The sequence below is a fragment of the Marinomonas sp. G8-14 genome (genome assembly GCF_055808935.1).
Window position 1 is genome coordinate 2848532 of the sequence record NZ_CM147891.1, and the last position, 15277, is coordinate 2863808.

Below are 15277 nucleotides of genomic sequence, written 5' to 3' on the forward strand. Positions count from 1 at the left end.
TATATGGTTTTTTTGATAAACACCTGCTTCGAAAAAATTTCATATACTCTTTTTGATATATAAGAGGTATTAAAAATTCATTTCTAAAAATATAAAAACTACGACATTTTGATTACCTTGCTTGGCAAAGTGGATCTCAAACACCCGCAATAAGCAAAATATGAAAGCCTGTACTCTAACCAGAGCAACATCGTTGTTATTGTGCATCTAAATGAAAAAATATAGGGTATTTTGAAAATGATCCTATATTATTTAGACGCTTAACCCTGTTAAATCACGAATGCCGAACAGCCTACCGGCTCGAAAAGTTAGGTAGAAAATACAAAAATAATACGATCAGGACACAGTCCCTGAGCTTGGAGACGTAAAAATGAATCTAACAAAAAAAATCACCCTTGGTTTACTTGCCGCTGGCGCAGTCAGCAGCGTTAGTGCAGCAGATCTCACGCTAACCATAGGCCACGTTGACCCTCAAGAATGGACAACGTCTAAAAAAGGCGCCGCGACGGAAGTATTTAAAAACTTAGTGGAAGCCGAATCTGGTGGTCGTATTGCTGTGAACGTTTATCCTTCAGGCCAACTAGGCGGCGAAACCGATCTTGTACAATCCGCTCAGGAAGGCACATTAAGCATGGCGATGGTCTCTGGCGCCTTTGCTAAAGTCTGTAAAGAAGCGGCCGTGCTCGAAATCCCTTATCTTTTTCCATCAGCGCCTGTCGCTTGGGAAGTGTTAGACGGTGAGTTTGGTAAAGCACTGTCAGAGCATTGTTTAAAAGCCAGCGGACTGCGCACACTCGCTTATGGCGAGAACGGGCTTCCGTAACTTCACTAACTCTAAACGTCCCGTGGCGGAGCCAAAAGACTTAAGTGGTTTGAAGATTCGCGTTCAAACTTTGCCGCTGTACGTAGAAATGGTAAAAGCCATGGGGGCAGAGCCTACACCAATCGCGTGGCCTGAAGTGCCTTCTGCACTCACCACTGGCGTCGTTGATGGTCAGGAAAACCCTGTTAGTGTTATCGAAGCGAATAAATTCTATGAGTTCCAAAAATACCTAACCCTAGATGGTCACGTTTACGGCACAGACTTCCTATTAATCAACGAAGATGTGTATCAATCTTTGAGTGATGAAGATCGTGCCATCATTGACCGTGCGGCCAAGGTGGCTGGCGTGTTAGGACGTGCAGTACAGCAATTCAATTCCGCAAAAGGTTTAAAATCGCTTGCGGCAAATGGCATGCAAATCACCACGCCAACACCAGAACAAATGGCTAAATTTCGTGAGGTCGCACAACCTGCTGTTATCAACTGGTTGAAAGGTGAAGTGCAACCAGAATGGATTGAACGTGTTCAAATGTCGGTAAAAGTCGTCAGTAACTCACAATAAATTTAGTACTTGCAATCAGGTAACCGAAAGCCAAGGCTTTTGGTTACCTCTCATTTGTCATCACTCGGAAAGCTCACCATGAAGCGCCTCTATAAAAATTTTCTCGCTATTTTAACTGGCTCCTCTCTATTGATTATCTTTGGCGTTATTTTAGTCAGTAGTCTGAGTCGTTACCTGTTTAATTCGCCCATTCAATGGAGTGAGGAAGTGGCAAAATACGCCATGATCTATGGCACTATGTTTGGCATGGCATTGTGCTATTTAGAAGGCATTCATATTCGCTTTACCTTTCTAGAAGACATGGTGTCTGCCAAAATCCGTTATGTCCTACATTTTATCTCTGACCTTGTCGCCTTAATCAGTGGCGGTGTCCTAACGTATTCAGGCTACCTATTCATGATGAAGCGAGGCGCGATAGAAGCGCCAGGCACAGGCATTCAAATGTACTATTTTCAAGTCGCCATGGTGATTGGCGGCGCGTGTCTTATCATTGCGGCTGCTATTCGACTTGCTGACTATTATTCTCAATTTAAGCCATTACAAAAAGGACAATAATCATGTTAGGTCTTGGAATTCTTATTGCTCTTTTGGTGATCGGTAGCCCCATTGCATTTGCAATTTTGTTAGGCGTTGTTGGTCATGTTTATACCTTGCCCTTTAATGTCAGCCTCGTTGCCCAACGTATTTTTAGCGGACTGGACTCGTTTTCTATTTTGGCGATCCCACTGTTTGTTCTGGCAGGCGAATTGATGAACGAAAGCGGCATTACCAGCCGTATTATTAACTTTGCTAATGCATTAGTAGGCCATTTAAAAGCCGGACTTGCCCATGTCAATATCTGGGCTTCGGTTATCTTTGCGGGACTCTCTGGCTCCGCAGTAGCGGATACATCCGCCCTGGGCCGTGTATTTATTCCCACCATGGAAAAAGAAGGCTATCCGCGCTCTTTTGCGGCCGCATTAACGGCTGCGTCTTCTGTTATTGGTCCGATGATTCCCCCCAGCATTCCAGTAATCATTTACGCCTTAATTACCACAGGCGTATCAGTCCCAGCGCTGTTTCTTGCAGGAGTAACCCCTGGACTCTTTCTAGCTGTTGGCTTATCTATTTATGTTTATTTTTTTGCGGGACATTACGCGCCACTCAAAGCCAAACTGTCCATGGGAGAACGCTGGAAAGCCTTTGTTGATGCTTGGATTCCGCTTTTCATGCCAGTCTTCATCGTTGGCTCCATTCTAACGGGCATAGTGACACCAACAGAGGCTGCGGCTTTTGCCGCCGCGTACGCTTTACTCGCCGGTATGTTTATTCTAAAAAGTCTCAAGGTGTCTGATCTTCCGCGTATTTTCATTCGAGCCATGCGTGACTCTTCTGTGATACTAATCGTGATTGCCGTCGTGGCCGCTGCCAATTGGTTACTCACCTTCTCAAGGGTGCCGCAGACGGTCAGTCAAATGGTACTTGAACATGTTTCAAGCCCTTGGATGTTTCTTATCCTAGTTAACGTCATCTTGCTAATTGTTGGTCTCTTCCTTGAAGGGATCGCCGCCATGCTGATATTGCTACCGATCTTACATCCTATTGCAATGAGCTTAGGCATAGACCCTGTCCATTTTGGTATTGTGGTGATTTTTAACCTGATGATTGGTCTAATAACGCCCCCGATGGGAATTTGTTTATTCGTTTCCAACTCCATTGCAAATGTCGGTATTGCAGCTATTTCAAGACAAATCATGCCGCTTTTCTTAGTAGAATTGGCTGTCTTGATATTGATTACCTTTGTGCCCACTACCGTTACGTTTCTACCTCAGCTACTCGGCTACTAAAAAACGCAAAACACTGGACAAAAAAAACGACGCACACCGCGTCGTTTTTTTTGTTCATTTAAAGGAGTGTGGCAAACGGCTTTATAGCTGAGACAAAACGTACTCAGCCGAGCCTCACTTTATATTCTCCTGGGTTATCTAACCACAATTGCTGAACGATGCCATTTGATACCAACATGGCATAACGACGACTACGAATGCCCATTTTTGCAGCAGAAATATCCAACTCTAGCCCCATGGAACAGGTAAATTCAGCCAAGCCATCTGCGGCCATAATGAGATGCTCGGCATTATTCGCTTTGCCCCAGGCATTCATCACAAAAACATCATTGACAGAGAGACACACTATGTCGTCTATTCCTTTCTCTTTTAACGCATCATAATGCACGACGAAACCAGGCAAATGACTGGCACTACAAGTTGGAGTAAAAGCGCCCGGTACAGCAAACATCAACACGGTTTTACCCGCAAAAAATTCGCTCACATCCACGGTTTCAGGGCCTTCTTCTCCCATCACTTGAAACGTACCATGAGGCAACATATCACCCACAAGAATCGACATAGACTTTATCTCCTGAGAATTAAGATACCCCAATATTAACGCAACCTATCTCAAAAACACCATCAAACAATCTTAAATTGACTCAGTAAATCTTTCTGGTGAGACGCCAATGTCGATAATCCCTTGCTGTCTTTCTCACTCTGATCCGCTCCTAAAGAGGCTTGCTCAGACATTGCCGATATATCTAAGACATTTTGTTTGATCTCTTGCGCGACCGCCGATTGTTCTTCCGCAGCCGTTGCAATTTGGGTACTTAAATCTCGAATCTCCGCCATGCTACTTTGCAACTCAGCCAATGACACACCTACCGAACGCACATCCTCAACACTGGCGTTCGCACTTTGACGGCTGGTTTCCATACTATCGACTGTTTTGGTCACGCCTTGCTGCAATTGAATAATCACTTGCTGTATTTCTTCCGTCGATCTGTGCGTTCGTGTTGCCAAAGTACGCACTTCGTCGGCCACGACCGCAAAGCCTCGCCCCTGTTCTCCTGCACGTGCAGCCTCAATCGCGGCATTAAGCGCCAATAGATTGGTTTGCTCCGCAATTTCCTGAATGACATCCAAAATCCGATCAATACTTTTGGAATGTTCATCAAGCTGATTCACCACAGTCGTAGACGCTTCTATCTGTTCAAGAAGGCATTCCATCTGGGTGATACTTGCGTCCATCTGATCACGATTCTGATTGGCTCTTTGATCTACTGACTGTATTTGATGCAAAATTACTTCCGAGCTTTTCGCGACTTGATCTACTGTGGCCACCATTTCTGACATCGACGACGCGACTTCTGTTGTTCTTCCATTTTGAGTCACCATTAAACGTTTTGACTCGCTCGCTAGGCGGACATTGTTATCCGCTGACTCCGCCACTTCATTAGAAGCCTGATCAATTTCAGTCATGACGCTTTTTAACTTAGCCACAAGGCTATTAACCCAAGCAGATAATTCACCAAACTCATCCTTTGTTTTTACTGAGCTACGCTGGGTGAAATCGCCATCCGACACTTTCCCTAGCACTCTCATAACCTCTTTTAATGGCAAACGGATACTGCGGCTCACCCAGAGAGCCACCAGCACAGCAATCACAATAGAAATCATCAAAACAATGCTGATAATCAAGGTCGACAGCGATGCGGCGTCAGTGGCTTCAGCTTTGGCGTTATTACCCATTAAAGATGCTTCAGATAGCAATGTCTGTACAGACACATTTACCAACTCCATGCTGTCTGACAATTGTTTGGCTAATACTTCAGATTCTTGAGTTAGGCGTGCGTTTTCGTAAAATTTTGCAACGACACCATCATCCGCCATCACACGGTTTTCTATCTCACTGATTAAGCTATTGATGTTCTCGTCATTCAAATACGACTGTTTATCCTTCAAACTAGTAATAATCGACGCCATGGCATCACGTAATTCCTGCATTTTAGCCAAGTTACGCACATCAAAATAATCATTTATTGATACTTGTAGGCTTTCTATCTGACTGTGCATATAAGAAGCCGCAAACTGAATTTCAGAGGTATCTCCATCTGACACAAGAAGAGCAAGATCTTCCGCGGCAAAATTAATTGCGTCTTTCAGATCAAGTTTTTCATCCGGCACTACCGCCTGAAGCTCCAACATCGTCTTATGGTTCGAAAACGCCACATCGGTGTAACCAAAAAACCGCGCCACTTCGACATTAATACTTTCAAGCACTTGTTTCATTTCAGGAAATGCACGCAATTGCACAGACAATTGCTGTGAAATATCACCAAATTCCTGTTTATGTTTCAAAAAACGTGCGGATAAAGCCTCCAAAGAGTCCGGTTTTTTACTCAATAAATACTGTAAAACGGCTGCGTTCGCTAAACTTACATCCTCTTTAAGAGTATTACTAATGGACGAAATATCAGCGACTTCTCCGGTCACAACATTTAATCTGTCTTCAATCTTCTGAATCCCGAAAAAACCCGATGCAGCGATCAACAATAGAAGTAACAACAAAACACCAAAGCCAAATAAAATCCTTTGAATAACGGACAACGACATAATCGACCCCTAATAAAAGCCTACTCTAGATTATCTAACATGTTCAATATTGACCAAGTATACAGGAATACCATAACACTTTATTTACAATTCGCGACACTCACCAAACACCAAACCACAACCAACTAACTTCGTTGAATCAGCATAGATTTCTTTCAACCTACCAATCTGGTAAATTAACCATCTCTTTATCAATTCGACCCACGCTTTATGGATTGCCCCTTATACGAAAAAATTGCCAACCAAATTGAACAACAAGTTCATGAGGGGATTTTCTTACCGGGCGCCAAAATTCCTTCTGTGCGAAAATCCAGCAAACAAATGGACGTTAGCGTTGCTACCGTACTACAAGCCTATAGTTTGCTGGAGGATAGAGGGGTTATAAAAGCACGCCCTCAAAAAGGCTATTTTGTTCAAGAGAATCAGCTTCAGCAGCTTGAGTCTGCAAAAATCGAACCGACTAAGAACGATGGCTCCATACACGCCTTATTACGACGTTTATTACACGTATCACAAGACGACAGTATCATTCAGTTTGGCGCCGCTATTCCCAAAAGCCCGTTTCTTCCTATACGTCAATTACAACGCTCGGTGGGGCGTCTGATGCGTTTAGAGCCCGAAATATGCGCCGCTTATGAGTTCACTCCGGGATCATTAAGCCTCCGCCGCCAAATCGCCATTCGCATGTTAGACAGCGGCTGTCAGCTTCAACCTGACGACATTACTATTACACTAGGCTGTCAAAACGCCTTGATGCTGTCCTTGCAGGCGGTGGCAAAATCAGGGGACACCATTGCCATCGAAAGTCCCGCCTACCATGGCGTGTTGCAAATCCTCGAAGTGCTCAATTTAAAAGCCATAGAAATACCCTGCTCAGCGCAGCATGGTATCGATTTACATTTACTGGAAGAAGCCGCAAAAGAGTGGCAAATAAAAGCCTGCGTGGTGACACCAAATAACCAAAACCCAATAGGTGCAACACTCAATACGCAAGCCAGAAAGCGCCTTATTCAGCAATCTATTCAATACGGTTTTACACTTATTGAAGATGACGTGTATGGCGAACTAAGCTATAAGGACAAACGGGAGCGATCACTCAAAGCCGATGACACACATAATACCGTGATTTACTGCAGCTCTTTTTCCAAAAGCATTGCGCCAGGATTTCGTATTGGTTGGGTGGTTGGCGGTCAATTCCAAGCACAAATAGAACACTATGCTTATGTACAATCACTGGCGGTTCCAACATTGACTCAGATAGCCATTGCCAATTTCCTCGAAAACGGCGCCTATGATCGTCATTTGCGAAAAACACGACAGTCTTATCAGGACAATTTGGCTCGCTGCCAGGCTCTGATTCAAGAATATTTTCCTATCGGTACGCAAACCTCCACTCCAAACGGTGGTTTTCTGTTATGGATTACTTTACCCGATACTGTTGACGCCATGGCACTTCATGCCCAAGCATTGGCTAATGGTATTGGACTATTACCGGGACTAGCCTTCGGTTTAACCGCTCAATTCAGACACCATTTTCGCTTAAACTACGCACTAAGTTGGGACAATCAAACCGATGCTGCACTAAAAAAGCTAGGCCAACTTTGCCACCAACAACTCGATTCATATCCTTAACAAAAGCCACAAAATATATGACTCGATAGAACACGTTTTTGCATATAAGCAGAGGTTATGAACTTTCATTTAGGCATCTTAAAATTCATCTGTACAGACAGAGCAAAAAGCGTACAATTCGCATTCTTTTTTAAACACTCTGCCTTCTTGGCCGATAACATGAACATCTAAAATAGTAGCTGGCTTGTTGCGATGGAATTTGTTGCACATCCGAGAGACCTTCCATTAGAGATTACACTAATAGAAGATCAGCCTTTCCCTCCAATCTGTGAGGAAAGAGCTGGGTTTGTCGGTATTACTTATGTCACCCTTCGTCCTTTCGATTATGGACGCTCGGTAAGAATTACATTGGAAGAAATAGACCCAAACTTTTGTGTATCAGGTCGCATTGCTTGGTGTCGTCAAGAAGCTGACGGTTACCATATCGCCATTGAATTCCCTACTAAAGAAGAGTGCTACTGTGTTCGCATGATAGAGCAACTCTCGCAGATAGAACATTATCGACGCCAAGCAAAAATGGCAGGACGACGATTGAACTACAACGAAGCTGCTGCTGAATGGATACAAAAATTTGCTGCAAGTTTCCCCGCGTTCACCATTTAACTCTTCTTTCTACGAAGACACTATCCAAAATAAGTTACTATGAAAAACATACTTTCACAGCGTGATTTAGACATCATCACAGCGCAACTTGGACGTACTCCAAGCGGTATCAATGCCATCGCTCATTATTCACCTAACGGCACGCCACAAGTATTGGAAATGGAAACTTGGGTATTCGATCAACCCTTCCCGACCCTATATTGGTTGTCCAGCAAAGCCATCGATAAAGCCCTCGCCAAAATAGAAAGCCACGGCGTGGTAAAAGAGCTCGAACAACGCATCAAAGAGGATGAAAGCTTAAGAGAAGCACACTATGCCTCTCATCGAGACTACATTGCCAGACGTTGGGCCGTCATGAGTCCCAGAACACAAAGCTATTATTGAAGAAAAAGGCTTTAAGCCACTGTTCGACAAACTCGGCATTGGCGGTATTGCAAATTGGGATCAAGTTCGATGTCTACACATGCAATATGCCCATCATCTTGCTGGTGACAATGTAATCGGCCGAATTCTAGACGAAGAATATGGCATGAAATTGATTGCTGATGCGGAATAACAAAAAAGGGGCAAGCCGATAGGTTGCCCCTTTTTTGTCAATGTTAAAATAAGCAGTTAAAAACGCTTACTTTAGGCTTTTTAAGATAGCTCGAAGCTCTTCCGGTGTTGACACTTTTGGTAACACTTCACGAATACGATTAAAGGCAGCCTGAGCAACCGCCGCTCGTTGAGCATAAGTTGTCAACGCACCACCAGTCCAACCTGCCAATTTCACCATTTCATTTTTGAAGTTATTACCACCGACACCATGTCCACCAAGGGCCATCAAAGCGTCTTCAATTTCTAAATAGCTTGGACGAAGTCCCACCAAACTTCATAAAATCATCTTGCTGTACTTCGGCAAACTGTTTTGACATTCTCTAGACCTTATTTAGAAAAACACCTACCATTAAAGTTAGCGATATTTACTCGTCGACACAAGACAAAGCATGTATAAAATCGTAAAAATTATGCCCTCGTTCGCACACGATCCACCGCTTTTTGCCAACCTAGATACAATTTATCCCCTGTGCCTTCAGCCATAGTAGGTTCAAAACATTTATCCGCCTTCCACAAAGCCTCAACCTCATCCAAAGACTGATAAAGACCAACCTGCAACCCTGCCAAAAATGCCGCCCCCAACGCCGTGGTTTCGGTAACACAAGGACGCTCTACGGTAATTTCTAATAAGTCACTTAAGAACTGCACCATTACATCATTTATGACCATACCGCCATCGACACGCAAAGAACTAAACGTTGCTCCGTCCTGCGCCATAGCCCCAACAAGATCCTTGGTTTGATAACATACTGAACGTAGGCCAGCACTGACGATATCAGCAACGCTTGTATCTCGAGTTAACCCTATCATCGCACCACGTGCATCAGGATCCCAATAGGGAGCGCCTAGCCCTGTAAAAGCGGGTACGAGATACACCGAATCATCATTCAAAGCCTGCTTTGCCAAACTTTGCGTTTCTTTGGCATCGGCGAAAAGCTTCAAGCCATCCCGCAGCCACTGAATGGCCGCACCCGCTACAAAAATACTGCCTTCCAGGGCATAGGTTACTTTTCCATTTAAACGATACCCAACTGTAGTAAGCAATTTATGTTCTGAACGAATCGCCTTATCACCGGTGTTCAAGATCATGAAACACCCTGTACCGTATGTACTTTTCACCATACCTGGCGCAAAACACGCTTGACCAACCAAAGCCGCCTGCTGATCACCAGCCACACCATTTACAGGAATAGCGGCGCCTAACCAAGACGCATCAATAACACCAAAATCCGCGCTACAATCCATCACCTCGGGGAACAACACATCACCGATGCCCAATAATTCAATCAGTTCATCATCCCACTCTTGAGTATGGATGTTAAACGCCATCGTACGGGCCGCATTGGTTGCGTCCGTCTTATGGGATTGTCCATTCGTTAATCGCCATAATAAAAAACTGTCCACTGTACCAAATGCTAAACGCCCAGCCTGTGCTTTCTCACGAGCACCATCAACGTTATCCAATATCCAGCGAATTTTGGTAGCAGAAAAATAAGGATCGATCAGCAAGCCGGTTTTTTCCTGTACTTTTTCGCTCAAGCCTTGCTCGCTCAATGTTTGGCAAAAACCACTGGTACGTCTATCCTGCCAAACAATGGCATTATAAACTGGCTTTCCTGTGTCGATATCCCATAGGATCGTTGTTTCTCGCTGATTGGTGATGCCGATGGTTGCTATCGCTTGGGCATCGATCCCTGTATCCTTCAGCACAGATTGACACACAGATAGGGTAGATGACCAAATGTCTTCTGGATCATGCTCAACCCAACCATCGTTTGGAAATATTTGCGGGAACTCTTGCTGAGATTGGCCGACACGAGTGCCTTTTTCATCAAATAAAATAGCCCGAGAACTGGTGGTACCTTGATCAATTGCAAGAATATAATGGGTCATGGTGAATTCTCTTTGAAATCACAGCCACCCAAAAACTGAGCGACTTTAAATTAATTGTTGTTTTGTTTTTTGAACATGAATATTCAAATACGAATATTCTCTATTAAAAACCAATGCGCACTCGTTTAGCAAGCCTCGTTTAACAAGTAATGTCTTTTATCAGGAGAAGAAAACAATATGGGCCAACTCTCTCGCCAAGATAATATTGTCGCCATAGTAAAAGAAAAAGGCTATGTGACCATTGATGAATTGGCTAGCCAATTTGCCGTCACACCTCAGACAATTCGCCGCGATATTAACGAGTTAGCAAAAGCGGACCTCATACGCCGTCATCACGGTGGCGCCAGTTACGATTCCAGTACAACGAACGTAGCTTATGCAACACGACAAATTTTACAACTTCCGGCAAAAGAGCAAATTGCCAAGCGTATTGCGGCAGAAATCCCCAATAATGCTTCCCTTTTTATCAATATCGGAACCACAACAGAAACCGTGGCACGAGCCTTACTCAACCATCAAGGCTTACAAGTTATCACTAATAATCTCAATGTTGCGGCCATTTTAAGTGGAAAAGAAGACTTTACCGTGATTATTGCCGGCGGAACGGTACGTTCAAGAGACGGTGGTGTCATGGGAGAAGCGACAATCGACTTTATCAACCAGTTTCGTGTCGATTTCGGCATTATCGGCATCAGCGGGATTGATCCGAATGATGGCTCCTTGCTCGATTACGATTACCAAGAAGTACGCGTTGCGCAAAGTATTATTAATAATTCTCGCAACGTTTTCCTCGCCGCCGACAGCGCAAAGTTTGGCCGTAACGCGGTTGTTCGATTAGGTAACATCACACAAGTTGATCGACTTTTCACGGATGAAAATCCACCTAAAGCCATCATTAACCTTATGAAAGAACACAAAGTCCGCCTAGAGATCTGTACGCCCAAGTAACACTTGGGCGTCACGTATGTCGAAGAAATAGCCTATTAAACGCGACCTTTTCTTCTCTTCACACTTCCAAAAGCTCAAATATTCACCAAAACTTCACAAACCCTAGTTGTCATAATGCCCTTAGAGGTTTAATATCGAACACAAATGTTCACTTTCGAACATACACATTCGCATTTTAGATCGTGAGGCTTAGTATGAATCACTCCCATTTTGACCTATTTGTTGTTGGTGGCGGCATTAACGGCACAGGAATCGCTGCGGATGCCGCAGGACGAGGCCTAAATGTTGGCCTTTGCGAAATGGGAGACTTAGCTCATGCCACTTCATCATCAAGCAGTAAATTAATCCATGGCGGATTACGCTACCTTGAACATTATGAATTCCGTTTAGTAAAAGAAGCACTAACGGAGCGTGAAGTATTGCTGAAAGTCGCACCACATCTTGTGACCCCAATGCGCTTTCAAATGCCGCACCGCCCTCACCTCCGTCCAGCTTGGCTGATTCGTATTGGTTTATTCCTTTATGACAATCTTGGCAAACGCGAGACACTATTAGGTTCAAAAGGCGTCAAGTATGGTTCTGACAGTCCACTAAAAGACGATATTACACAAGGCTTCGAGTACTCAGACTGCTGGGTAGACGATGCTCGTTTGGTGGTTACCAATGCACTCAGTGCGCAACAAAACGGCGCGGCTATTTTTGCCCGTACTCGCTGTGTCGCAGCAAAGCGTGTTGATAATCAATGGCACATCAGCTTAGAAGATCAAATTACAAAAGAAACCCACGACATCACCGCAAAAGCATTGGTTAACGCGGCAGGACCATGGGTGTCATCCTTCATCGAAACCAAACTGGAACGAAAAGCGCCTTACGGCATTCGAATGATCAAGGGCAGCCACATTGTTGTGCCAAAACTTTATCAACATTCAAATGCTTTTATCATGCAAAACACCGACAAACGCATTGTCTTCGCCATCCCTTATCGCGAACAATACACCCTCTTAGGCACGACCGATGTTGAGTACAAAGGCGACCCAAATAAAGTCGCTATTTCTGAAGAAGAAACAAAATACATATTGAAAGTCGCCAATGACCATTTCAAAAAGACACTCACACCAAGCGATGTCATTTGGAGCTATTCTGGGGTGCGACCACTTTTAGAAGATGAGTCGTCAGACCCATCTGCCGTGACTCGCGATTACACCTTGCATCTTGATGATCAAAACCATCAAGCACCATTACTGAGTATTTTTGGTGGCAAAATCACCACCTACCGTAAATTGGCCTTGTCCGCAATGAACAAGCTGACACCTTATTTCGAAAATCTTGGTGGTGAATGGACACACAGTAAGCCACTACCAGGGGGAGACTTAGGCATGTCTCTGGATGCCTTCGGCATGAAGCTGCAGCGGGATTATCCTTTTATTGGTGCGCATCTTGCCCGTCGTTTTGCCAATAGCTATGGTACGTTAACTCATATACTGCTGAATAAAGCCAATTCTGAACAGGACCTTGGGCAAGATTTTGGCAATCAGCTATTCCAAGTCGAAGTGGATTATTTAATCAACCATGAATGGGGCTCGTTCAGCACAAGATATTCTTTGGCGTCGCACCAAACTGGGTCTTGAATTCACATCAGACCAAGTCGCGACCCTTGAAAACTACATTCAAACAAAGATTTAACTCAACGTCATAGCACAAACCAAAATTACGACTGATTTGCCCACCTAAATGATTGTCTAGGTGGGCTTTTTTTGCTCTACTAAAAAGCACAGCTCACCTCTTCTACAGGAATAAACACACAATGGACTTTGCCTTTTTTGATATCTCTATCTGGATTTACCTAGCTCTATTTGGTGCGGCATTCTTTGCAGGCGTCATCGATGCTATTGCAGGCGGTGGTGGCTTAATTACTGTGCCCGTTTTATTGGCGGCCGGACTTTCGCCAGCGGAAGCGCTTGCCACCAATAAATTACAAGGTTGTGCTGGCACCGTGTCTGCGTCGTACCATTTTATCAAAAAAGGCCAAGTGAAACTGGCTGATATGTGGTTACCAATCGCCATGACAGCTATAGGTGCCATTTGCGGTACATTACTGGTGTCTTACTTAGACAGCAGTTTATTGCTCAAAGCCGTGCCTATCATTCTGATTGCGGTCGCTATTTTCTTTTTCTTTTTGCCAAAAGTTCAACCCTATATTGCCAGTAAGTTTTCTCTGACTCATGTGCAATTTGCCTTAATTATTGGCACCAGTATTGGCTTTTATGATGGATTGATCGGTCCTGGTACTGGCGCCTTCTTTTCAACAGCGTATTTGTGTCTAATGGGGCTTACGGTTGTCTCAGCAACTGCCCATACAAAAGTACTCAATGCCACCAGCAATTTAGCCTCTCTTGCGATGTTTGCTTTCAGTGGGCACATTATTTGGGCGCTGGGTATCGTCATGGGCATGGGGCAATGGGTTGGCGCGCAGATTGGTTCTCGCCTAGTCATCACCAAAGGGGCAAAATTAATTCGCCCTATGGTCATCATTATGTGTTTGGCTATTTCTATTAAACTACTATTGGATAACTAATCTTCAAAGTTCACTCGGTGTTGTCAACGCATCTTCCGATGAGTATTGGTAACACTGAGTGACCAACCAACTAAGCAACTGCTGAACGGGTTCGCGCTGGCGTTGTATTTCTGGACAAACAAACAAATAAGCATGACCTTCATCGAGAGCCTCTGAAAACGGTCTCACCAATCTTCCCTGCTGAATATCATCCATGACCAAGGGTGTCCGTCCTAAAGCTACACCTTGTCCAGCAATCGCCGCTTGCACGGCAAGATCACCACGGTTAAAGCTAATGCCACGCGAAGGCTTAACCCCTTTTGCATTCACCAATTGCAACCACTTCTCCCATTCGGCATAAGGGCTGGAAAAGCGCCACTCTGAGTCATCGTTTAACAATGGCACATGAGCAAGTTGACTCGCTTCCGTCAATACTCGTAACTCAGCAAAAGCCGGACTACAAACGGGAAACACTTTGTCCTTCATTAAAGGAACAATATAGCCCTTGGAACTGTGAACATGACTGTGCACGATCGCTACATCTATTCTGTCACGCTGGAAGTTAACCTCCCTATCATTGGCCTGAATCCTTAGCTGCAAATCAGGATACGCTTCTTGCAAACTGCCTAGTCGGGGAATCAACCACTTGGTGGCAAAAGAGGGCATGACAGAGACAGTCAAAATATTAGACGTTTCTTCCTCTTGCAGCTCTAACACCAAATCATTAATTTCATTAAAACTATGGTTTAACTGAACAGCCAAACGGGCTCCCGCTACTGTCAACTCTAAGCGCCGATGATAACGAACAAACAAAGTGAGCTTTAAACGCTCTTCGAGCTGTCGAATTTGTTGACTAACCGCGCCCTGCGTAAGATGCATCTCTTGGGCAGCTTTGGTAAAACTCAAATGACGAGCCGCAATGGCAAACGTGCCGAATCCAGCTAAAGGCAAAGATTTCATAAAACCACCACCATAAGACAATGTCAGCTACTGCAAAACATCCAAAAAATACTTAACTAAAAAAACAAAAAATATCTGAGCAATAAATATAAACCTTATAAAACATATGCTTAAATTAAAATAAAGTAATGATCAAGCCACATTCATCAACAAACCACATCGTGATCTCTATTTTGCATTAATTCAGCTAATCCAACAAATCAATTTATATCGTTTGTAACAGACAAGCAAAACGATAGAATTACTGTATCTCTTAGGTTGAACAGCGGCCTAATATT

14 protein-coding genes and 1 pseudogene are annotated in these 15277 nt (G+C 44.1%); 10 read left to right on the forward strand and 5 right to left on the reverse strand.

Annotated features, from left to right (window positions below):
* Positions 1–370 precede the first annotated feature (370 nt).
* From dctP (AC0L6V_RS14640) to AC0L6V_RS14655, 4 genes are all read left to right on the forward strand, one after another.
* A complete protein-coding gene (gene dctP, locus AC0L6V_RS14640) occupies positions 371–823 on the forward strand; it encodes a TRAP transporter substrate-binding protein DctP (RefSeq protein ID WP_418138381.1) in 453 nt (150 codons plus the stop codon).
* Complete coding sequence (dctP, locus tag AC0L6V_RS14645) at positions 801–1385, forward strand: TRAP transporter substrate-binding protein DctP (protein ID WP_418138382.1); 585 nt, start codon at positions 801–803, stop codon at positions 1383–1385. The genes dctP (AC0L6V_RS14640) and dctP (AC0L6V_RS14645) overlap by 23 nt, the downstream gene beginning before the upstream one ends.
* Before the next feature lie 78 nt (positions 1386–1463).
* Complete coding sequence (locus AC0L6V_RS14650; RefSeq protein ID WP_265217924.1) at positions 1464–1940, forward strand: TRAP transporter small permease; 477 nt, start codon at positions 1464–1466, stop codon at positions 1938–1940.
* A gap of 2 nt (positions 1941–1942) precedes the next feature.
* Positions 1943–3211 (forward strand): TRAP transporter large permease, encoded by a 1269-nt coding sequence (locus AC0L6V_RS14655; RefSeq protein ID WP_265217925.1) that lies wholly within the window; start codon positions 1943–1945, stop codon positions 3209–3211.
* 103 nt (positions 3212–3314) lie between these two features.
* Here AC0L6V_RS14655 and AC0L6V_RS14660 read toward each other — a convergent pair whose 3' ends face one another.
* Together AC0L6V_RS14660 and AC0L6V_RS14665 are read right to left on the reverse strand one after the other, a co-directional pair.
* Complete coding sequence (locus tag AC0L6V_RS14660) at positions 3315–3773, reverse strand: peroxiredoxin (RefSeq protein WP_265217926.1); 459 nt, start codon at positions 3771–3773, stop codon at positions 3315–3317.
* Between the two features lie 62 nt (positions 3774–3835).
* Positions 3836–5812, reverse strand: a complete 1977-nt coding sequence (locus AC0L6V_RS14665) for a methyl-accepting chemotaxis protein (protein ID WP_265217927.1) — start codon at positions 5810–5812, stop codon at positions 3836–3838.
* A 210-nt stretch (positions 5813–6022) separates the two neighbouring features.
* On the opposite strand from AC0L6V_RS14665, the gene AC0L6V_RS14670 reads away from it, so the two are divergent.
* The 3 genes from AC0L6V_RS14670 to AC0L6V_RS14680 all read left to right on the forward strand — a co-directional run bounded on the left by AC0L6V_RS14670 (position 6023) and on the right by AC0L6V_RS14680 (position 8431).
* Positions 6023–7444 carry an aminotransferase-like domain-containing protein gene (locus AC0L6V_RS14670; RefSeq protein ID WP_409418715.1) on the forward strand — a complete coding sequence of 474 codons (1422 nt, stop codon included), beginning with the start codon at positions 6023–6025 and terminating at the stop codon, positions 7442–7444.
* Between the two features lie 192 nt (positions 7445–7636).
* On the forward strand, positions 7637–8047 hold the full coding sequence (locus AC0L6V_RS14675; protein ID WP_265217930.1) for an energy transducer TonB: 411 nt from the start codon (positions 7637–7639) through the stop codon (positions 8045–8047).
* 39 nt (positions 8048–8086) lie between these two features.
* Positions 8087–8431 (forward strand): DUF501 domain-containing protein, encoded by a 345-nt coding sequence (locus AC0L6V_RS14680; protein ID WP_418138383.1) that lies wholly within the window; start codon positions 8087–8089, stop codon positions 8429–8431.
* A 238-nt stretch (positions 8432–8669) separates the two neighbouring features.
* Here the strand turns inward: AC0L6V_RS14680 and AC0L6V_RS14685 are convergent, their stop codons facing one another.
* Together AC0L6V_RS14685 and glpK are read right to left on the reverse strand one after the other, a co-directional pair.
* The gene (locus tag AC0L6V_RS14685) at positions 8670–8912 is read right to left on the reverse strand and encodes a hypothetical protein (RefSeq protein ID WP_265217931.1); all 243 of its coding nucleotides are present in this window, start codon (positions 8910–8912) and stop codon (positions 8670–8672) included.
* Positions 8913–9052: 140 nt separating this feature from the next.
* Positions 9053–10537, reverse strand: coding sequence for a glycerol kinase GlpK (glpK, locus tag AC0L6V_RS14690; RefSeq protein ID WP_265217932.1), 1485 nt, complete (start codon positions 10535–10537; stop codon positions 9053–9055).
* A gap of 177 nt (positions 10538–10714) precedes the next feature.
* On the opposite strand from glpK, the gene AC0L6V_RS14695 reads away from it, so the two are divergent.
* From AC0L6V_RS14695 to AC0L6V_RS14705, 3 genes and pseudogenes are all read left to right on the forward strand, one after another.
* The gene (locus AC0L6V_RS14695) at positions 10715–11485 is read left to right on the forward strand and encodes a DeoR/GlpR family transcriptional regulator (protein WP_265217933.1); all 771 of its coding nucleotides are present in this window, start codon (positions 10715–10717) and stop codon (positions 11483–11485) included.
* A 194-nt stretch (positions 11486–11679) separates the two neighbouring features.
* A pseudogene (glpD, locus tag AC0L6V_RS14700) lies at positions 11680–13168 on the forward strand (glycerol-3-phosphate dehydrogenase).
* 121 nt (positions 13169–13289) lie between these two features.
* Positions 13290–14060: a TSUP family transporter gene (locus AC0L6V_RS14705; protein WP_265217935.1), complete on the forward strand. Its 771-nt coding sequence runs from the start codon at positions 13290–13292 to the stop codon at positions 14058–14060.
* Between the two features lie 3 nt (positions 14061–14063).
* Here AC0L6V_RS14705 and gcvA read toward each other — a convergent pair whose 3' ends face one another.
* A complete protein-coding gene (gene gcvA, locus AC0L6V_RS14710) occupies positions 14064–14999 on the reverse strand; it encodes a transcriptional regulator GcvA (protein ID WP_409418717.1) in 936 nt (311 codons plus the stop codon).
* Positions 15000–15277 lie beyond the last annotated feature (278 nt).

Bases quoted from the DNA above. Each gene is read 5' to 3' on its own strand.
- dctP (WP_418138381.1), top strand. From the start codon at position 371: ATGAATCTAACAAAAAAAATCACCCTTGGTTTACTTGCCGCTGGCGCA.
- dctP (WP_418138382.1), top strand. From the start codon at position 801: ATGGCGAGAACGGGCTTCCGTAACTTCACTAACTCTAAACGTCCCGTG.
- AC0L6V_RS14650 (WP_265217924.1), top strand. From the start codon at position 1,464: ATGAAGCGCCTCTATAAAAATTTTCTCGCTATTTTAACTGGCTCCTCT.
- AC0L6V_RS14655 (WP_265217925.1), top strand. From the start codon at position 1,943: ATGTTAGGTCTTGGAATTCTTATTGCTCTTTTGGTGATCGGTAGCCCC.
- AC0L6V_RS14660 (WP_265217926.1), bottom strand. From the start codon at position 3,773: ATGTCGATTCTTGTGGGTGATATGTTGCCTCATGGTACGTTTCAAGTG.
- AC0L6V_RS14665 (WP_265217927.1), bottom strand. From the start codon at position 5,812: ATGTCGTTGTCCGTTATTCAAAGGATTTTATTTGGCTTTGGTGTTTTG.
- AC0L6V_RS14670 (WP_409418715.1), top strand. From the start codon at position 6,023: ATGGATTGCCCCTTATACGAAAAAATTGCCAACCAAATTGAACAACAA.
- AC0L6V_RS14675 (WP_265217930.1), top strand. From the start codon at position 7,637: ATGGAATTTGTTGCACATCCGAGAGACCTTCCATTAGAGATTACACTA.
- AC0L6V_RS14680 (WP_418138383.1), top strand. From the start codon at position 8,087: ATGAAAAACATACTTTCACAGCGTGATTTAGACATCATCACAGCGCAA.
- glpK (WP_265217932.1), bottom strand. From the start codon at position 10,537: ATGACCCATTATATTCTTGCAATTGATCAAGGTACCACCAGTTCTCGG.
- AC0L6V_RS14695 (WP_265217933.1), top strand. From the start codon at position 10,715: ATGGGCCAACTCTCTCGCCAAGATAATATTGTCGCCATAGTAAAAGAA.
- AC0L6V_RS14705 (WP_265217935.1), top strand. From the start codon at position 13,290: ATGGACTTTGCCTTTTTTGATATCTCTATCTGGATTTACCTAGCTCTA.
- gcvA (WP_409418717.1), bottom strand. From the start codon at position 14,999: ATGAAATCTTTGCCTTTAGCTGGATTCGGCACGTTTGCCATTGCGGCT.